The sequence below is a fragment of the Rhodococcus sp. ARC_M12 genome (assembly GCF_022810385.1).
Classification (GTDB): domain Bacteria; phylum Actinomycetota; class Actinomycetes; order Mycobacteriales; family Mycobacteriaceae; genus Rhodococcoides; species Rhodococcoides navarretei.
Window position 1 is genome coordinate 215,827 of sequence record NZ_JALGQI010000007.1, and the last position, 19,484, is coordinate 235,310.

Annotated in this window: 16 protein-coding genes and 1 other RNA gene; 10 read left to right on the plus strand and 7 right to left on the minus strand. The window is 64.8% G+C overall.

Annotated features, from left to right (window positions below; genetic code table 11):
* Positions 1-36: 36 nt before the first annotated feature.
* The gene (locus MTX35_RS11420) at positions 37-501 is read right to left on the minus strand and encodes an RDD family protein (protein WP_243595046.1); all 465 of its coding nucleotides are present in this window, start codon (positions 499-501) and stop codon (positions 37-39) included.
* A gap of 167 nt (positions 502-668) precedes the next feature.
* Here MTX35_RS11420 and glnA (MTX35_RS11425) point away from each other — a divergent pair, with 167 nt between their 5' ends.
* The 6 genes from glnA (MTX35_RS11425) (at position 669) to MTX35_RS11450 (ending at position 6,967) form a co-directional block, all read left to right on the plus strand.
* Complete coding sequence (glnA, locus tag MTX35_RS11425; protein WP_032368128.1) at positions 669-2,105, plus strand: type I glutamate--ammonia ligase; 1,437 nt, start codon at positions 669-671, stop codon at positions 2,103-2,105.
* Positions 2,106-2,293: 188 nt separating this feature from the next.
* Positions 2,294-2,944 (plus strand): ABC transporter permease, encoded by a 651-nt coding sequence (locus tag MTX35_RS11430; RefSeq protein ID WP_243595047.1) that lies wholly within the window; start codon positions 2,294-2,296, stop codon positions 2,942-2,944.
* On the plus strand, positions 2,937-4,160 hold the full coding sequence (locus MTX35_RS11435; RefSeq protein WP_243595048.1) for an ABC transporter ATP-binding protein: 1,224 nt from the start codon (positions 2,937-2,939) through the stop codon (positions 4,158-4,160). Before MTX35_RS11430 ends, MTX35_RS11435 begins: the two co-directional genes overlap by 8 nt.
* Positions 4,157-4,966, plus strand: a complete 810-nt coding sequence (locus MTX35_RS11440; RefSeq protein WP_374230279.1) for an ABC transporter permease — start codon at positions 4,157-4,159, stop codon at positions 4,964-4,966. Before MTX35_RS11435 ends, MTX35_RS11440 begins: the two co-directional genes overlap by 4 nt.
* Positions 4,966-5,949, plus strand: a complete 984-nt coding sequence (locus MTX35_RS11445) for a glycine betaine ABC transporter substrate-binding protein (RefSeq protein ID WP_243595049.1) — start codon at positions 4,966-4,968, stop codon at positions 5,947-5,949. The genes MTX35_RS11440 and MTX35_RS11445 overlap by 1 nt, the downstream gene beginning before the upstream one ends.
* 79 nt (positions 5,950-6,028) lie before the next feature.
* A complete protein-coding gene (locus MTX35_RS11450; protein WP_243595050.1) occupies positions 6,029-6,967 on the plus strand; it encodes a glycine betaine ABC transporter substrate-binding protein in 939 nt (312 codons plus the stop codon).
* On the opposite strand, the gene MTX35_RS11455 is transcribed toward MTX35_RS11450, so the two are convergent.
* The 3 genes from MTX35_RS11455 to MTX35_RS11465 all read right to left on the minus strand — a co-directional run bounded on the left by MTX35_RS11455 (position 6,964) and on the right by MTX35_RS11465 (position 13,143).
* Positions 6,964-10,011, minus strand: a complete 3,048-nt coding sequence (locus tag MTX35_RS11455) for a bifunctional [glutamine synthetase] adenylyltransferase/[glutamine synthetase]-adenylyl-L-tyrosine phosphorylase (protein WP_243595051.1) — start codon at positions 10,009-10,011, stop codon at positions 6,964-6,966. The two genes, MTX35_RS11450 and MTX35_RS11455, sit on opposite strands and share 4 nt — an antisense overlap.
* Before the next feature lie 129 nt (positions 10,012-10,140).
* Positions 10,141-11,481, minus strand: a complete 1,341-nt coding sequence (gene glnA / locus MTX35_RS11460) for a type I glutamate--ammonia ligase (RefSeq protein ID WP_243595052.1) — start codon at positions 11,479-11,481, stop codon at positions 10,141-10,143.
* Between the two features lie 102 nt (positions 11,482-11,583).
* Complete coding sequence (locus MTX35_RS11465) at positions 11,584-13,143, minus strand: alpha/beta hydrolase (protein ID WP_243595053.1); 1,560 nt, start codon at positions 13,141-13,143, stop codon at positions 11,584-11,586.
* 82 nt (positions 13,144-13,225) lie between these two features.
* Between MTX35_RS11465 and MTX35_RS11470 the strand changes: the two genes are divergently transcribed.
* The 4 genes from MTX35_RS11470 to pip all read left to right on the plus strand — a co-directional run bounded on the left by MTX35_RS11470 (position 13,226) and on the right by pip (position 17,373).
* Positions 13,226-14,956: an NAD+ synthase gene (locus MTX35_RS11470; RefSeq protein WP_243595054.1), complete on the plus strand. Its 1,731-nt coding sequence runs from the start codon at positions 13,226-13,228 to the stop codon at positions 14,954-14,956.
* A 118-nt stretch (positions 14,957-15,074) separates the two neighbouring features.
* Positions 15,075-15,926: a 3-methyl-2-oxobutanoate hydroxymethyltransferase gene (gene panB / locus MTX35_RS11475; RefSeq protein WP_243595055.1), complete on the plus strand. Its 852-nt coding sequence runs from the start codon at positions 15,075-15,077 to the stop codon at positions 15,924-15,926.
* 42 nt (positions 15,927-15,968) lie between these two features.
* Positions 15,969-16,415: a hypothetical protein gene (locus MTX35_RS11480; protein ID WP_243595056.1), complete on the plus strand. Its 447-nt coding sequence runs from the start codon at positions 15,969-15,971 to the stop codon at positions 16,413-16,415.
* 1 nt (position 16,416) lies between these two features.
* A complete protein-coding gene (gene pip, locus MTX35_RS11485) occupies positions 16,417-17,373 on the plus strand; it encodes a prolyl aminopeptidase (RefSeq protein ID WP_243595057.1) in 957 nt (318 codons plus the stop codon).
* Here pip and MTX35_RS11490 read toward each other — a convergent pair.
* The 3 genes from MTX35_RS11490 to rnpB form a co-directional block, all read right to left on the minus strand.
* Complete coding sequence (locus MTX35_RS11490) at positions 17,363-18,793, minus strand: RNB domain-containing ribonuclease (RefSeq protein ID WP_243595058.1); 1,431 nt, start codon at positions 18,791-18,793, stop codon at positions 17,363-17,365. The two genes, pip and MTX35_RS11490, sit on opposite strands and share 11 nt — an antisense overlap.
* 2 nt (positions 18,794-18,795) lie before the next feature.
* Positions 18,796-18,978 carry a hypothetical protein gene (locus tag MTX35_RS11495; RefSeq protein ID WP_045194843.1) on the minus strand — a complete coding sequence of 61 codons (183 nt, stop codon included), beginning with the start codon at positions 18,976-18,978 and terminating at the stop codon, positions 18,796-18,798.
* 60 nt (positions 18,979-19,038) lie between these two features.
* An RNA gene (gene rnpB, locus MTX35_RS11500) (RNase P RNA component class A) lies at positions 19,039-19,479 on the minus strand.
* Positions 19,480-19,484: the final 5 nt, after the last annotated feature.

Here is a 19,484-nt window from a genome sequence, read left to right on the forward strand (position 1 = left end):
TCACGACCACTCCGACAGCCCTGGTGCGAAGACCCCTCAGCGGGTCCGCAGCAGGGCTGTTCCCGTTGCCCGGTCGTGCATGCCGCGGCCATCCATGTCGGTGATCACGGCCGGAACGACGAACAGCAGGATCAACTGCCGAACCAGTGCACGGACGAAGCCGACTCGTGCGTGTGCGTCGATGCGGCCCACCTGAATACCGACGATGAACTGCCCCGGGGTGAACGAGAACAGCGAGACGGTCACCAGACCGACGCCGAACCACACGGCCAACACGATCGTCGAGATCAGTCCGCTCGTGGTGTAGCCACCGAGAATCAACGACGCAACGCCGGTCGCCATCGTCCAGTCGAGCACCAGCGCGAGAACTCGGCGCCCGGTACCGGCCAGAGAGCCGACCCCCTGCTTCGGTAGGCCCAACTCCTCACCACGGAAGTTCTGGGGTTCTCGCGGGTTCGCAGCCGCCGGTCCGGACAACCAGGACCCTGTCATTCGTGCCATGATTTCCAGGATAGGCGCGGTCGGGTACACGGGAAAACACACGGACGTACTGTTGTTCGTGCCACTCGTGAACCAGGACGCGTAACACGGGCGAAACACGAGCTTGACGGGCGGGCAACACCATGTCCATAACGTCAGGTTGACGGACTCAACAAAGGAGCAAAAGCGTGGCGTTTTCCACGGCCCAAGAGGTCATCAAGTTCATCGCGGATGAAGGAATCGAATACGTCGACATCCGGTTCACGGATCTGCCGGGCGCACAGCAGCACTTCTCTATCGCCGCGAAGGCGTTCACGGCGGACACCCTGGAAGACGGCCTCGCGTTCGACGGTTCGTCCGTCCGCGGATTCCAGTCCATCCACGAGTCCGACATGATTCTGCTTCCGGACTACGCCACCGCTCAGGTCGATCCCTTCCGCAACGCGAAGACGCTGAACATCGACTTCTTCGTCCACGATCCGTTCACGCGTGAGGCCTACAGCCGCGACCCGCGCAACGTCGCACGCAAGGCCGAGGAGTACTTGGCCAGCACCGGCATCGCCGACACCGCGTACTTCGGTGCCGAGGCCGAGTTCTACATCTTCGATTCCGTGCGCTTCGATTCGCAGGCGAACGGCGCTTTCTACGAGGTCGATTCGTCCTCGGGTTGGTGGAACACCGGGGCCGAGACCGAGGCCGACGGCAGCCCGAACCTCGGTTACAAGGTTCGCTTCAAGGGTGGCTACTTCCCCGTCGCTCCGTACGACCACTACGTGGACCTGCGCGATCAGATCTCGACGAACCTGCAGAACGCAGGCTTCGAACTCGAGCGTGCGCACCACGAGGTCGGCACCGGTGGACAGCAGGAGATCAACTACAAGTTCAACACGCTGCTCCGCGCGGCAGACGATCTGCAGCTGTTCAAGTACATCGTCAAGAACACCGCATGGCAGAACGGCAAGTCGGCGACATTCATGCCGAAGCCGCTGTTCGGAGACAACGGCTCGGGCATGCACGTGCACCAGTCGCTGTGGAAGGACGGCAAGCCCCTCTTCCACGACGAGGCCGGATACGCCGGGCTGTCGGATCTCGCCCGTCACTACATCGGCGGCATCCTGCACCATGCGCCGTCGCTGTTGGCATTCACCAACCCCACGATCAACTCGTACCACCGTCTGGTGCCGGGCTACGAAGCCCCCATCAACTTGGTCTACAGCCAGCGCAACCGCTCCGCTGCGGTCCGTATCCCGATCACCGGCAACAACCCGAAGGCAAAGCGCCTCGAGTTCCGTGCGCCGGACTCCTCGGGCAACCCGTACCTGAACTTCGCTGCTCAGATGATGGCCGGCCTGGACGGAATCAAGAACAAGATCGAGCCGATGGCTCCGGTCGACAAGGATCTCTACGAGTTGCCGCCCGAGGAGGCCAAGAACATTCCTCAGGCACCGACCTCGCTGAACGCGGTCATCGACCGGCTCGAGGCCGACCACGACTACCTCACCGAGGGTGGCGTGTTCACGACCGACCTGATCGAGACCTGGATCTCGCTCAAGCGTGAGCAGGAAATCGCTCCCGTCAACCTGCGTCCGCACCCGTACGAGTTCTCCCTGTACTACGACGTGTGATCGACCTGACTTCGCACTGAGAACGCCCGGCCGATTCTTTCGGCCGGGCGTTTTCGTGTTCTGGATTGTTTCTGTTCCGTGCCGATTCCGGCAAATTGCAACAGAATTCGACCCGGTCGGCGTTTGATAGTCGGTACGTGGGGTAAAGACCTGTATCTGCTGAGGGCGAACAGAGGACAACGAACTTCATGGACGCACTGTGGGAATTCATCGTCGGACGACGAAGGCAGTTGGCGATCGACTCTTATCTACATGTCTCGGCCGTCGTGCAATGCGTGATCATCGCGACCGTTATCGGCGTCGCCATCGGAATCCTCGTCTACCGCAGTCCCGCCGGATCTGCCGTCGCGACAGCCCTGGCGAGTACCGTGCTGACGATTCCGTCGTTCGCTCTGTTGGGTCTGCTCATTCCCATACTGGGACTGGGCGTTCGACCGACGGTGACCGCCCTGGTCCTGTACTCACTGCTCCCGATCATCCGAAACACGGTGGTCGGCCTCGATGCCGTGAATCCGGCGGTCACCGATGCCGCCCGCGGAATCGGGATGAGCCGCATTCTTGTGTTGCGGCGCATCGAGATTCCTCTCGCATGGCCCTCGATTCTGACCGGGATGCGCGTCAGCACGCAGTTGGCCATGGGCATCCTGGCCATCGCTGCGTACGCCAAAGGCCCTGGCCTGGGCAACCTGCTGTTCTCCGGGCTGGCCCGAGTGGGCAGCCCGACCGCCGTCCCACAGGCACTGACCGGCACCATCCTCATCGTCCTGCTGGCGTTGATCCTCGATGGGATCTACGTCGTGATCGGCAAACTGACCACCTCGAGGGGTATCCGTGAGTGAGAAAACCACCGTATCCGGCGTAGAAATCGTCTTGGAGAACGTGACCAAGAGCTACCCGGGCCAAAAGGACGCCGCCGTGGACAACGTGTCCATGACCATCCCCGCGGGCGAAGTCGTCGTGCTGGTCGGGCCTTCAGGTTGCGGCAAAACGACAACCATGCGCATGATCAACCGGCTGATAGAGCCGACGTCGGGCCGCATCACCATCGGCGGTGAGGATGCACTGTCGATCAACCCGAACGAGCTGCGCCGCACTATCGGCTACTCGATCCAGCAGGCAGGTCTGTTCCCACACATGACGATTGCCGAGAACGTCGGCATGGTTCCGGGTCTGATCGGCTGGAAGAAGCCGAGGATATCGGATCGCATCGACGAAATGCTGGACCTCGTTGGTCTCGATCCATCGTTGTACCGCGAGCGCTATCCGCGCCAGCTGTCCGGTGGCCAGCAGCAACGCGTCGGTGTCGCACGCGCGCTCGCTGCCGACCCCCCGGTACTGCTCATGGACGAGCCTTTCGGTGCCGTCGATCCGATCACCCGCGGTTTGCTCCAGGACGAATTGATGCGCCTACAAGCCGAATTGGGCAAGACGATCGTATTCGTCACGCACGACTTCGACGAAGCCGTCAAGCTCGGTGATCGGATTGCCGTGCTGGGCAACCAATCTCGGATTCTGCAGTTCGATACACCCGAAGCAGTTCTGGCAAATCCGGCCGACGAGACCGTCGCCGGATTCGTCGGCTCAGGTGCAGCGTTGAAGCAGTTGACGCTGATGCGTGTACGAGACATCGAATTGTCGGATGTACCGGTCATGGGCGAGGACGAGTCGGTCGAGTCGATGAACACGGCGCTCGGAAGAGACCCAGAAGCGTGGGGAATCATTCTCGACGCTCGTCGGCGACCGATTCGGTGGACCGATCGTCGCCACCTCACCGACGCGAAGAGCTTGCGCGACGTCGGCGTGCCGATGGGCGAAATGGTCTCCACTCAGTCGACTCTGCAAGATGCTCTGGAAGCGCTGCTCGCGGAGGGCAACGCGACCGCCACGGTCACCGGTAAACGTGGCGAGTACGCCGGAACCATCACCATCGAGCAACTGATCGACACCATCAAAACCATTCGTTCGCAGCATGCTCACGACCATGACGACGACAGTGCTGAAGGTCATGACTCGAACGTTGTTCGCGACGACGTGGCCACGGGAAGCGCGTCGTGACTTCCGCCGCGGAGACCTCCGCCGTCGACGCCTCAGCGGACGACGGTACGGCGCGGACGGCACAGCAGGCGGCCAAGCGCGCGGAGCGTATTCGCTTGCTGGTGCAACCCGCGATCATCGTGGTGGTCGTTGTCGTTCTTCTTGCCTACACGTTCACCCGCGACTTGAGTGCCACGCAGAAGGAGACGCTGAACGCGAGCACTCTGTTCCAGCGGCTGTCCGAGCACGTCGTCATCACGATCGTCGTCACCGCGCTCGTGCTCGCGATCGCTGTTCCTCTCGGAATACTGTTGACCCGTAACGGCTACCGAAGATTGGCACCGGTATTCATCGGTATCGCCAACATCGGTCAAGCTGCCCCGGCGGTCGGCCTGTTGGTGTTGCTCTTCCTCGCAACGGGCAAAACCGGTTTCTGGATCGGCGTACTGCCCATCGCGTTCTACTCACTCCTTCCCGTTCTCCGAAACACGATGCTCGGCTTCCAACAGGTCGATCCGAGTTACATCGATGCTGCACGCGGACAGGGCATGTCCAGCAGCGGCATCCTGTGGCGCATCGAGTTTCCGCTGGCGGTGCCGTACATGTTGGCCGGTCTGCGCACGTCGCTCGTGCTCGCGGTCGGTACGGCCACACTGAGCTTCCTCGTGGGAGCGGGCGGCCTCGGGGTTCTGATCGACACCGGCTACAAGCTCTATCAGCCACTGATTCTCGTCGTGGGAGGCGTTCTCGCCGTCGCTCTCGCGTTGTTCGTCGACTGGCTCGGAGCACTCGCCGAGGCCTATCTCGGACCGAAAGGACTCCGCTGATGCGGCGCTCGACAAGACAACTCGTGGCACTCTGCGCGATCACCACGATCGCATTGACGGGCTGCGGTCTGCAGTCGGGTGGTGCCGTGCCACTGTCCGTCGAACCCGGGAGCATCGAAGTAATGCCGGGTCTCGAGGGTGCCGAACTGACCGTCGGATCCAAAGACTTCACCGAGCAGATCGTGTTGGGCTACATCCTCGAGTTCGCGCTCTCCGCTGCCGGTGCCGACGTTCGCGACCTGACGAATATCTCGGGTTCGAACAGCACCCGCCAAGCCATGGTCGCCGGGCAGGTCGACGTCACCTACGAGTACACCGGAACCGGCTGGATCAACTATCTGGGCAACGAAAGTCCCATCACGGACGCAGCCGAGCAGTTCGACGCGGTACGCGACGCGGACGTCGCCAACGGATTGACGTGGGTCAATCCTGCGCCGATGGACAACACGTACGCGCTCGCGATGAACCAGACGACTGCCGAACAGACCGGGGTGAAGACACTCTCGGATTACGCAGCACTCGTCGCGAGTGATCCGGCCGCGTCGTCGTTGTGTGTGGAGACGGAGTTCAACTCCCGACAGGACGGATTTCCCGGCCTGGCCGCAACGTACGGTTTCGATCCCGATGCCGTACCCCGTCAGATTCTGCAGACCGGAATCATCTACCAGGCAACTGCCGACGGTTCGCAGTGCAAGTTCGGTGAAGTGTTCACCACCGACGGCCGCATCAAGGGCTTGAATCTTGTTGTCCTCGAAGACGACAAGAGCTTTTTCCCGCGGTACAACGCCACCGTCGTCATTCGTTCGTCGATCGCCGAGCAGTACCCGCAGATCGCCGAGATCACCGCTCCGATCTCCGCCGCACTGACCAATGCCGAGATAACCGAGCTGAACAAGCAGGTAGACGTCGACGGCCGTGAACCGGCCGATGTCGCGCGGGATTGGATGGTCGACAAAGGTTTCGTCACCGCCGGCGCGGACTAGCCGTTACGTGCACCGACCCGTGAGGAATCCTCTGACGCGGCAATCGACACGCGGTTCGATAGCCCTGTGCAGCGTTGTGATGACGGTACTGACGAGTTGCGGTCTGCAGTCGGGTAGTGCAGTGCCGCTGCCCGTCGAACCCGGCAGTATCCAACCCGTGCCGGGGCTCGACGGCGCAAAATTGATAGTCGGCTCGAAGGAATTCACCGAGCAGGTGATCCTGGGTTACATACTCGAATTCGGGCTGGTGGCGGCCGGAGCCGACGTCCGAGACCTCACCAACATTTCGGGGTCCAACAGCACCCGCCAAGCCATGGTCTCCGGGCAGGTGGACGTCACCTACGAATACACGGGTACAGCGTGGATCAACTTCTTGGGGAACGAGACCGCTATCCCGGATGCCACCGGGCAGTTCGAGGCCTTGCGCGACCAGGACGCAGGCAACGGCCTCACGTGGGTCAACCCTGCACCTATGGACAACACGTACGCGCTCGCCATGAATCGGGCAACAGCGGACGCGACGGGCATCGAGACGCTCTCGGATTACGCCGCGCTCGCCGAGACCGATCCCGCCGCGGCACAGACCTGCGTGGAGACGGAGTTCAATTCACGACAGGACGGGTTTCCGGGCATGGCCGCTGCCTACGGCTTCGACCCCGATGTCGTTCCGCGGCAGGTGTTGCAGGGCGGCATCATCTATCAAGCGACCGCCGACGGCTCGCAGTGCACATTCGGTGAGGTGTTCACCACCGACGGCCGGATCAAAGGTCTCGATCTGGTAGTGATCGAAGACGACAAGAGCTTCTTTCCCCGCTACAACGCCACGGTCGTGCTGCGCACGCCCATTGCCGAGCAGTACCCGGAGATCGCCGAGGTCACCGCTCCGATCTCCGCGGCGTTGACCAACGCCGAGATCACCGAGCTCAACCGGCAGGTGGACATCGATGGCCGCGAGCCGGCAGACGTCGCACGAGACTGGATGGTCCAGCAGGGATTCGTCACCGTCGGGACCGACTAGTTCCCGCCGAAGGTCCTCTCCACCACTGCCTTTGCCCGACGCGTCACACGCAGGTAGTTGTCGAGGAACGCTCCGGCGTCGCCGTTCTCCCAGCCCGCCACCTGCGCGACTGCGGAGAGCACAGCTCCCGGCCGCGGCAGCTGATCGGTGGGCTTGCCGCGCACCAGCACCAGCGCGTTGCGTGCCTTCGTCGCGAGAATCCATGCTTCCCTGAGCAATTCGACGTCGGTTTCGCTCATGAGCTCGGCTGCGCCGATGGCGTCGAGTGACTGCAGGGTCGACGTGTTGTGCAGCGTCAGAACCTTGTGTGCGTACCTGAGCTGAATGAGCTGGACGGTCCACTCGATATCGGCCAGTCCCCCGCGTCCCAGCTTGGTGTGGGTGGCAGGGTCGGCTCCCTTGGGCAGCCGTTCGGAATCGATGCGCGCCTTGATGCGTCTGATTTCGCGGACCGCGTCGGCGGACACTCCGCCCTCGGGGTATCGCACCTTGTCGGCCATCAGCAGGAACCGAATGCCGAGATCCTGATCGCCGGCCACCTGGTGTGCCCGCAGTAGAGCCTGGACTTCCCAGGCCTGCGCCCACTGCGCGTAGTACGCGGCGTACGACGCGAGGGTGCGCACCACCGGCCCGTTGCGGCCTTCGGGCCGAAGGCCGGTGTCGACCTCGAGGGGTGGGTCGGTGCTGGGCGCGCCGAGCAACTTCCGGATGCGGTCGGCAATGGTGTTGGCCCACTTGACCGCAACGGTCTCGTCGACGCCGTCCACCGGTTCGCAGACGAACAGCACGTCCGCGTCGCTGCCGTAGCCGAGCTCCCCGCCGCCGAGGCGACCCATGCCGATGACGGCGAGAGTTGCGGGAGCAGGTTCACCGCGCTCCTTCTCGCTGGCGCGGACGGCAGCCGCAAGCGCGGCGTTGATGACCGCTGCCCATACCGAGGACAACGCACGGCACACCTGAGGTACGTCCAGCATGCCCAGGATGTCTGCCGAGGCCACCCGTGCCAGTTCGTGACGCCGCAGCGCCCTGGCAGCATTGATCGCTCGTACCGGATCCTCGTAGCGGGCCGAGGACGACAGGATGGCGCGGTAGGTCTCTTCCGGCTCGACGTCGAGCAGACGCGGGCCGGTGGGGCCGTCGGCGAACAACCGAATGACCTCGGGGGCCTTGATCAGTAGGTCCGGTACGTAGGCCGAGGAGCCGAGCACGATCATCAGTCGCTGGGCCACAGCTCCTTCGTCGCGCAGCACTCGCAGAAACCACGTCTGCTCCCCCGCCGATTCCGACAATCGGCGGTAGTTGAGCAGCCCGGCGTCGGGATCGGGTGTGTCGGCGAGCCATTCCAGCAGCGTCGGAAGCAACACGGCTTGAATCTGACCGCGACGGGTGCCCGAGCCGACGAGCGCACGAAGGTGGCCCAACGCGTTCTGCGGGGTCGCGTAGCCGAGTGCGGCGAGCTGACGCGTCGCGGCATCCGGGGTCAATCGCACTGTCTCCGAGTCGAACTTGACCACCGAGTCCAGCAGAGGCCGGTAGAAGAGCTTCGCGTGCAACCGTCTGATGCGTTGCGCATTCCGCTTGATCTCGGCGTTCAGCACACCGAGCGCATCGCGGTTGCCGTCCGGTCGCATGTGCGCCGAACGAGCCAGCCACCGCAGCGCTTCCTCGTCGTCCTGCGGAGGCAGGGTGTGTGTGCGACGCATCCGCTGCATCTGCAGCCGGTGCTCGATCAGCCGAAGAAACTCGTAGGACGCCGTCAGATTCGCAGCGTCGTCGCGGCCGATGTAACCACCGTCGGTCAGTGCCGACAACGCGTCGACGGTGCCGAGAACGCGCAGCGACTCGTCGGTTCGACCGTGCACCAATTGCAGGAGCTGAACGGCGAATTCCACGTCCCGCAGGCTGCCGCGTCCGAGTTTGATCTCGCGCTCGCGGAGTTCGGGCGGCACCATCTCCTCGACGCGACGCCGCATCGCTCGCACTTCGGGCACGAAGTCCTCGCGCTGGCTGGCCAACCACACCATCGGGTTGACCGCAGCGACGTAGTCGTCGCCCAGCGCGATGTCGCCCGTCATGGGACGGGCCTTCAGCAATGCCTGGAACTCCCAGGTCTTGGCCCAGCGCTTGTAGTACGCGACGTGCGAATCCAGGGTGCGGACCAGTTCGCCGCGCTTGCCCTCGGGACGCAGTGCCGCGTCCACTTCGAAGAATGCCGAGGATCCGATGCGCATCATCTCACCGGCGATGCGGCTGGCCTGCGCGTCGGCGGGCTCGGCGACGAACACGACATCGACGTCGGAGACGTAATTGAGTTCGCGCGCACCGCATTTGCCCATCGCGACAACGGCCAGACGCGTCGGACACGGGGCGTCCGGGCACACGGTGGCCACGGCGACTGCCAGTGCTGCGGTGAGCGCGGCGTCGGCCATATCGGACAGCTGCGACCCGACCACCGTGTACGGCAGGACGGGCTCGTTCTCTACCGTCGCGGCGAGGTCGTAGGCGGCCAACACCATGATCTGGTCGCGGTACTTCTTGCGCAGCGCGATCACGGCGGGCGGTCCGGTGAGCGACGCGCGGTACAGGTCCGGTGCGGCATTGGGCCCGGTCTCGGGCTCGGCCCCCACTGCCTCGAGCAGTTCCGCGACCAGGGTGGCCTTGGTGGGGAGCTCGATCTTCGCCGACACCCCGCTGCTCTGACCTTCCTTGGTCAACAGCAGACGCCAGGTGCTGTCGTCGGCCACGAGATGATCGGCGAGCGCACTCGAAGCGCCGACGAGACCGAGGATGCGGCCACGGAATCCCTTGTCGGTGCGCAGTGCAGTATCGAATTCCGTCCACGCGGCACCGAGCAACTCGTACATCCGCACCAGGGTGCGTAGAGCGAGGTCCGCGTTCGGCGCGCGCGAGAGCGACCACAGCAGCTCGAGGCTTTCTTCCCCCGTCCAGCCGAGGGTGCGCAGGTCGGACGGCGCAGTTTCTTCGACGAGGCCGAGACGGCCCGGTCCGGGAACGACGGATCTGGAGGTCGGAGGACGCACCATCAGAATCCACCTCGGGGTGCCACAGGTTTACCTCGTCGTCAGTGCACAGCAACGCGAAGGCGCTCGCGTCGGCATCGGAACTACCATTGAAGGATCGACTAGAACGTAGCCCATGACGACGCCGTGCCGTTAAAGACCCAGGTAGGCCTTCAGCTCGTACGGCGTGACGTGGCTGCGGTATTCCTCCCACTCGCGACGCTTGTTGCGGAGGAAGAAGTCGAAGACGTGCTCGCCCAATGCTTCGGCGACCAGTTCGGAGCCTTCCATCGCGTTCAGTGCCTGATCGAGGTTGCCCGGCAGCTCCTTGTAGCCCATGGCGCGACGCTCGGCGGAGGTCAACGCCCAGACGTCTTCCTCGGCCTCGGGCGGAAGGGTGTAGCCCTTCTCGATTCCGCGAAGGCCGGCCGCGAGCAGCACCGCGAACGCCAGGTACGGGTTGCAGGCGGAGTCGGGGCTCCGGATCTCGACGCGACGCGAGGATGCCTTGTTCGGGGTGTACATCGGCACGCGGATCAGGGCCGAGCGATTCGCCGGTCCCCACGACGCGGCGGTCGGTGCCTCGCCGCCACGCACCAGCCGCTTGTAGGAGTTGACCCACTGGTTGGTCACGGCGCTGATCTCGTTGGCGTGCTCGAGGATGCCGGCGATGAAGGACTTGCCGGTCTCGGACAGCTGCATCGGATCGTCCGGGTTGTGGAAGGCGTTGGCGTCGCCCTCGAACAAGCTCATGTGGGTGTGCATCGCCGAGCCGGCCTGGTCGCTGAACGGCTTGGGCATGAACGTCGCGCGCACACCCTCCTCGATGGCAACTTCCTTGACCACGTAGCGGAAGGTCATGATGTTGTCGGCCATCGACAGTGCATCGGCGTAGCGGAGATCGATCTCCTGCTGGCCCGGTGCGGCCTCGTGGTGGCTGAACTCGACCGAGATTCCCATCGACTCCAGCGCGTCGATGGCGTGCCTGCGGAAGTTCGGGGCCGAGTCGTGCACGGCCTGATCGAAGTAGCCGCCGTTGTCTGCGGGGGTCGGCGGTGAGCCGTCCTGCGGGACGTCCTTGAGCAGGAAGAATTCGATCTCGGGGTGCACGTAGCAGCTGAACCCGAGGTCTGCGGCCTTACTCAACTGGCGCCGCAGCACGTGGCGCGAGTCGGCCCAGGACGGCGAGCCGTCGGGCATGGCGATGTCGCAGAACATCCGCGCGGAGTGCTGGTGACCCTTGCTGGTGGACCAGGGCAGAATCTGGAACGTCGACGGATCGGGCTTGGCCACGGTGTCGGCCTCGGAGACACGGGCGAATCCTTCGATGGCGCTACCGTCGAAACCGATTCCCTCGTCGAATGCCCCTTCGAGCTCGGCGGGGGCGATGGCCACCGACTTGAGGTACCCGAGAACGTCGGTGAACCAGAGGCGGACGAAACGAATGTCGCGCTCTTCGAGGGTCCGGAGCACGAATTCCTTTTGACGATCCATGAACGCGAGAGTAAGCAAACGGAGTTAAATCTGTGTTACATCGTGAATTCGGTCTCACTTCGTGAAACTCTCTGCCTACTTTTCAGGGCGTGAGGTAGCACGTCAGCACCGTAATCCGTCCTCCGGCGGAACCAGATCGACGAGATAGTTCACCAACGGATCGTCGACGCACTCGACGCCCGAGAAGGCGACCGTGTGCTGGGTGCCCTCGTAGGTCACCAGATCTGCGCGCAGCTGCGCAGCCAACTCCACCCCCGCCTGATAGGGCGTGGCCGGATCGTTGGTCGTCGAGACGACCACCAGCGTCGGCAGTCCCTCCACGTCGACGATATGCGGATTACTCGTGTTCGGCACCGGCCAGAAGGCACACAGGTCGAGCGGCGCGTTGCCCGTCGCCCGGCCGTCGTCGAGATACGGCGCGGCCGCACGGAACCTGGCGTCCGCCTCGTCGGCCTCTGCGCGATCGGTGGTCGGCGGGCCGTCGACGCATCGAACGGCGTTGAACGCGTCGTCGATGTTGGTGTAGCTGCCGTCCTCCAGCCGTCCGGAGTAGGTGTCGGCGAGTCGGAGCAGGGTGTCGCCCCGACCGTCGCCCAATTCGTTCAAGCCGGCCCGCAGCAGACGCCACAGCTGCTGCGAGTACAGCGCCTGCTGAGCACCGGTGATCGCATCGTCGTAGCTGAGCCCGCGGGGGTCGGTCGTCTCGGCCGGCCGGTCGATCAGGGGGTCGACCAGCGATCGGAACTGCTCGACGGCCTGCGCCGGGTCGGTGCCGAGCGGGCAGGTCTCGGTCTGTGCGCAGTCCGTGGCGAACTCGTCGAACGCGGTCTGGAACGCCGCACCCTGGGCGACGGCCTCGTCGACGGGTGACTGGTCGGGATCGAGCGCGCCGTCGAGCACCATCGCGCGCACGTTCGACGGGAACTCCTCCGCGTACGCGGTCCCGATCCGGGTCCCGTAGGAGTAGCCGATGTAGGTCAGCTTCTCGTCGCCCAGAACCGCTCGAATGACGTCCATGTCGCGCACCACTTCCCGGGTACCGACGTGCTCGAGCACATCCGTCCCCGTCCGCTCGACGCAGTTCTCGGCGTAGTCACGGTGTTCGGCCTCGGTCGCTGCGATGCCTTCGGGGCTGACGTCCACATCCGGTTCGCGACGTTCCTGGTCGACCTCCTCGGACGTCAGGCACCGCACTTCCGGCTCGGATGCGCCGATTCCGCGTGGGTCGAAGCCGATCCGGTCGAAGCGATCGGTCACGGTGGTGCCCGCGGCCTGCTCGGCCAGGTAGAGCCCCGAGGAGCCGGGCCCGCCTGGATTCATCAATATCGAGCCGATCTTCTCGCCGGTCGCCTTCGTCCGCGAGATGGCGACCTCGATGGTCGTGCCGGTGGGATCGGCGTAGTCGAGCGGCACGGTCACCATCGCGCACTCGACGGAGCCGCCCAGTTCGCTGCCGTCGGTGTTGTACCGGTCGCAGGATTCCCACTGCAGGGTCTGGGTGTAGAAATTCTCGAGCCCCGCAGGGATGGGACCGGCGACGGATGCCGGCGACGACGCCTCGGAGTTCTCCGGTGTGGCTGTGGGCTCGGGGCCGGAGCAGCCCGCGAGGACCACGGCGACCGCGGACAGCGCCACGACCGTGCTCCTGGTGCGCGTTCTCATGCCACGATCGTGCCAGGTCCTGCGAGCGCGCCTCGTTCTCGCTGCCCGGCGAGGACGCCGTCGGAGCACTAGCGTGGACGCCGTGCAGGCACTCCGACTCGCCCTCGCCCAGATCAATTCCGTCGTCGGTGATCTCGCCGCGAACTCCGCGGCGATCGTCGAGTGGACGGTCCGCGCGGCCCACGACGGAGCCAACGTGGTGGTGTTTCCCGAAATGGCGCTCACGGGATACCCCGTCGAGGATCTGGCCCTGCGACCGTCGTTCGCCGCCGCATCGGTTCGTGCCCTCACCGAGTTGGCGACAGCCCTGGACAAGGCCGGATGCGGCGACCGCATCGTGGTGGTCGGCTACCTCGATCGCGACGCCGAGGGCTCGCGGAACAGCGCGGCGGTGATCGTCGACGGGCGGGTGACGACTCGATACGACAAGCATTCGCTCCCCACCTACCGAGTGTTCGACGAGGCCCGCTACTTCGCTCCCGGATCGTGCTTGAGCATCGTCGCGGTCAACGGAGTGAGACTGGGTGTCGTTGTCTGCGAAGACATCTGGCAACCGGGCGGCTCCGTGCCTGCCTATGCCGCGGCCGGGGTGGACATGCTGCTCTGCCTCAATGCCAGCCACTTCGAACAGGGCAAGGACGAGGTGCGGCGCTCCATCGCCCGGCGCCGAGCAACAGAGACCGGAGCGCCGATCGCCTACGTCAACGTCGTCGGCGGACAGGACGAGCTGGTGTTCGACGGGGCGAGCTTCGTCGTCGGGCCGGACGGTTCCACCTGGGGCCGCTCCCCCCAATTCGTCGAGCATCTCCTGATCGTCGACGTCGACGCCCCGGCTGCACCACATCCCGACGCGGCCGAGGTACCCGGCTGGACCATCGACCGGGTGACGCTCCCCGACGCGGCCGTCACCGGCTGGCAGCGAGCCGAACCGTATCTCGCAGAGATCGCGAGCACCGAGGAACAGGTATGGGGTGCGCTGGTCACCGGTCTACGAGACTACTTGCACAAGAACGGCTTTCGGTCGGTCGCCCTCGGATTGTCCGGCGGCATCGACTCGGCGGTGGTCGCGGCCATCGCCGTCGACGCACTCGGTAGCGATGCGGTACACGCAGTATCGATGCCCTCTACCTACTCGTCGGATCACTCCCGCACCGACGCAGAGGAATTCGCGTCGCGCACCGGCATCCATTTCAGCGTCGAGCCGATTGCAGACATGGTCGCCTGCTACGTCGACCAGCTGCACCTGACCGGCCTGGCCGAGGAGAACATTCAGGCACGGTGCCGGGGCATGGTGTTGATGGCACTGTCGAACACCTCCGGCCATCTGGTGCTGGCGACCGGAAACAAATCCGAACTGGCCGTTGGCTATTCGACGATCTACGGTGATGCCGTCGGCGGCTTCGCACCGATCAAGGATGTACCGAAGTCGCTCGTATGGGATCTGGCGCGCTGGCGGAACAAGTCCGCTGCCGACCGTGGGGACATCCCACCGATTCCCGAGTCGAGCATCGACAAACCACCGTCCGCCGAACTCCGTCCCGGACAACTCGACACCGACTCGTTGCCCGATTACGACGAACTCGACGCCATACTGTTCCGGTACGTGGACCACGACCAAGGCTTTGCGGACATCGTGGCGGCCGGTTTCGACGCGGCGGTGGTCGCGGACATCCTGCGCAAGGTCGACGCGTCCGAGTACAAGCGGCGTCAGTATCCGATCGGTACCAAGGTCACCTCTCGTGCGTTCGGGCGCGACCGCCGCATGCCGATCACCAACGGTTGGCGCGACTACGCGGCCCTCGACGAGGTGTGACGAATTGCACTGCCGGTAGCGCTCCGGCAGGTCGCGTGCAGTGGCAGACTCGAGCACGTCATCACACCCCATCCCGGGGACCCGCCGAGCGGGCCTCGAGGACCAGAAAGGGACAAAGATGTCCGACACTGCTGTGTACGGCGGATCTGCTCAGGAAGCACCCTCCACCGCACTGACCCGTAAGACCCGCACGCACCACCTTCTCCAGATGAAGGCGGACGGCGAGCGCTGGGGAATGCTCACCGCATACGACTACTCCAGCGCCCGCATCTTCGAGGAGGCCGGAGTTCCTGTTCTCCTCGTCGGCGACTCGGCGGCAAACGTCGTCTACGGCTACGACACCACCGTGCCGATCACCGTCGACGAACTTCTTCCGCTGGTCCGTGGAGTCGTCCGCGGCGCACCGCATGCTCTCGTCGTCGCAGATCTGCCCTTCGGCACCTACGAGGCCTCGCCGCAGCAGGCTCTCGAAACCGCAGTCCGGTTCATGAAGGAAGGGCTCGCGGGCGCGGTCAAGCTCGAGGGCGGCGAGCGCGTGGCCGCTCAGATCGCCGCGATCACTGCCGCGGGCATCCCCGTGATGGCCCACGTCGGCTTCACCCCGCAGAGCGTCAACACCTTGGGCGGATTCCGCGTCCAAGGACGCGGTGACGCGTCCGAGCAGCTTGTCGCCGACGCCATCGCAGTCCAGGAGGCCGGTGCGTTCGCCGTCGTCATGGAGATGGTTCCCGCCGACATCGCCGGCCAGGTCACCCGCAAGCTGACCATTCCGACGGTCGGTATCGGTGCGGGCAACGAATGCGACGCGCAGGTTCTGGTGTGGCAGGACATGGCCGGCTACACCAACGGCAAGACCGCGAAGTTCGTGAAGAAGTTCGCCGACGTCGGCGATTCACTGCGCACCGCTGCCACCACATACCTGTCCGAGGTGCGATCGGGAGTCTTCCCCGGGCCCGAACACAGCTACTGATCGTCCTCGCCTCGTCCATGTTCGGGTGGCACACTCGGTGCCATGAAACTCAGACGGGGTACGACGTCCATCGCAGGAAGAGGCGCAGTCGCAGTGGCAGGCGCGGCTGCGCTTCTCGTCGTAGCGACTGCATGCAGCACCGACACCACCAACACCGGTTCGTCGTCGACCACGACGGTCGCACCGACCACCACGGTCACGGCGCCGCCTGCGGACGCAGTGATCACCGATGCGCAGAAGCAACAGCTGTGCACCGATCTCGAGGCGCAGCTGTCCAATTGGCGTGTCCAGGGGCCCACTCTGGGCCGCGGCGGGCTGAACATCCTGGTGCAGACCTGGGCGGCGCAGAGCGGTGTCATCAACCTGCAGGTGGTGCAGAACCGAGCGATCGTCGACGAGATCACGACGGAGACGTGCTCGGAGGTGCGGGACGAGGCCATCCGATCCCTCGACATTCCGGACCTCGCATCCGGTTTGGTGGGCTTCTAGTATGCGCACCCTCTACCCCGAGATCGCGCCTCTCGAGACCGGACACCTCGATGTGGGTGACGGCCAACAGATCTACTGGGAAGTCTCGGGCAACCCCGACGGTGCGCCGGTGGTGTTCGTGCACGGCGGTCCGGGCGGTGCCACCAATCCGTTGCAGCGCCGGTACTTCGACCCGGAGGCCTATCGAATCGTGTTGTTCGATCAGCGTGGTTGCGGGCAGTCGACACCCCACATCGCCGACGGTGCCGATCTGTCGGTCAACACCACCGACCGGTTGATCTCGGACATGGAGAAGCTCCGGGAGCACTTGAGCATCGACACGTGGTTGGTGTTCGGCGGATCATGGGGATCGACGTTGTCGCTGGCCTACGCGCAGTCGCACCGAGATCGCGTGCGAGGGCTGGTACTGCGAGGGATATTTCTGGTGCGGCCGTCCGAGATCGACTGGTACTACGGCGGCGGGGCAGGCCACCTCTTCCCCGATCTGTGGGAGAAGTTTCTCGAACCCATTCCGGAGGACGAGCGCGACGGCGATCTCGTCGAGGCGTATCACCGGCAATTGATGTCCGAGGACCGCGAAGCCGCAACTCGCGCGGCGGTGGCGTGGTCCACCTGGGAGGCGGCGACGAGTTACCTCCTGCCGAAATTGGATGCAGTGCAGGACAACTCGGATCCACGGTTCGCCCTGGCATTCGCCGGTATCGAGAACCACTACTTCCGCAACAACTGCTTTCTCGAAGAGAACCAACTGCTCCGCGACGCCCACCTGCTCGACGGCATTCCCGGAGTCATCGTGCAGGGCCGTTACGACGTCGTGTGCCCGGCAACGAGCGCCTGGGCACTGCACAAGGCTTGGCCCTCAGCGGATCTCGTGATCGTCGACGACGCAGGGCACTCTGCCGCCGAACCGGGCATCGTGCATCACCTCGTGGAGGCCACAGACCGTCTCAGGCCGTGACGGGTACGTAATCGAAGGCAACTGTGCGTGAGTCGGTGTCGGCCCGGGCCAACCGGACCGTCACCGACTCCCCCGCAGGTGGTTCGCCGTCGCACTTTCCGAGGACGATGGGTTCCGACACCAAAACCTCGGCGTCACGTTTGCCCTCGGCACCGCGCAGAACGACAGCAGAGAAACTGTCGCCCACTCGATTCTTCAGCACGTGTGCTTCGGTGAGATCGATGCAGGCGCGGTCCACTTTCGATGCCGCAGAATCCGATCCGCGCATGATCGCGGGCAGCTCCGGTAGAGCCTGCGCCGCCCAGTCCGGCACCGATGCGCCGGCGACCACGGCCAGGCACACCTCGGTGGCGAAGCGGTCGGACAGCCTCCGCAGCGGTGCCGTCACATGGGCATAGGGCGCGCCGATCCCCGAATGTTCCACCGACTCATCGCCGTCGACGGGGTCGGTCGTACGGTCGAACGCGAGATAGTCCGCACCTCGCAGCAATCCCGTCGCCCGAGTCATCATCGCCAGCGTCGACGGCTCGTCGGTGGGCAGGCCTGCCAGTACGGCACCGGCGGATGCGCCTGCAGGCCAGTCGATTCCGAGCGCTTCGGCGGTATTCTTCAGTGCGTCCACCGATTCGGACGAGGCGGGCGGCAGGGTGCGCACGATGCCGATTCCGGCGTCGAGCATGATTCTGGCGGCGCACATTCCCGTCAGCAGCGACACCTCGGCGTTCCACCCGTCCACTGCAGTGCGTGGCTGCAGGACGGTGCGCCAACCCCGCCCGTCGGGAACCACTTCCTGTTCGGGAAGCGTGATGTCGACGGCTCCGCGCCGTCTGGCTGCAGCTGCGCGCTGGGCCCCGAACTCGGCCAGCGCTGCGATGGACGGATGCGGTGCCCCCGCGTCGACATCGGCTTGCACTGCGGCGTAGTCGAGCCGGGCGGTCGATCGAACGAGCGCGCGGGTGACCGTCCACGCGGCCGCCTCGCCGACGTCGTCGAGTTCGATGGTCCACAGCGCGGCGCAGCGAGTCCGCCCCTCCAGCAAACTGCCCGAACCCTCCGACAGCTCTCGCGGATGCAGCGGCACGGACCCGTCGGGAAGGTAGAACGTCTGGCCGCGTCGACGGGTCTCGGTGTCGAGCGCTCCCCCGGGCGTCACCAGTGCGCCCACGTCGGCGATCGCATAGTGCACCACCAAACCGTTGGACGTCTTCTCGATGTGTACGGCTTGGTCGAGGTCCTTCGAACCGGGTGGGTCGATGGTCACGAACGGGATGTCGGTGCGGTCGATCCTGCTGTCGGCGTGCAGGTCTCGGGCTTCGACCGCCTCGCGCATCGCGTCTGCGTCGAATGCTTCGGTGAGTGCGAACTCGGATCTGATGGCCTCGAAGTCGAAGCCCGGGGCCCTCAGCCGGGTGAGCAGCACCGTCAGTTGTTCCAGTCGTCGTCGGAATCGGCAGCCTTGTTGCGCGCCGCGGCGATCTTCAGCGCCTGTTCAGCGGTGGCCTTGTCCGGATACGGGCCCATGCGGTCGAGGGCGTTGGTCTGCTTGCCCTGCACGACCTGCTTGGTGCTGATGTCGTAGTACCAGGAGGTGTCGTCGTCGGTCATGACTTCCAGTGTGCCCCATGCAGCGACGCCGCAGGAGAACTGCGGGAGAAATAGTGGGTGCGAACGAGTCGGCCTGTAAGCCGGATCCTGTCTGCCGTTCCTGCTTTCGCAGGTTCGGCTGGACGACCATCCATCTGGGCACACCGTTGCCGGGTACCTCGAGCAGTCCACCCGCAGGCTCGGGCGAGCAGCCCTCGAGCACCTGCGCAGCTGCACCACTTTCGGGGTGCAGCCTTCGACCTTGCTCCGGGCGGGGTTTACCTAGCCATCCCAGTCACCTGGGATGCTGGTGCGCTCTTACCGCACCGTTTCACCCTGACCTGCAGTTCGATTCCGAAGAACCGTCCCGCAGGCGGTCTGTTTTCTGTGGCACTGTCCCGCGAGTCACCTCGGGTTGCCGTTAACAACCGCCCTGCTCTGTGGAGTCCGGACTTTCCTCGGCTCGAAGCGCGACGACACTCGGTCGCCGGTCCTCCGAGCCGCAGCCGTCCGGCCAACTCGTTCGC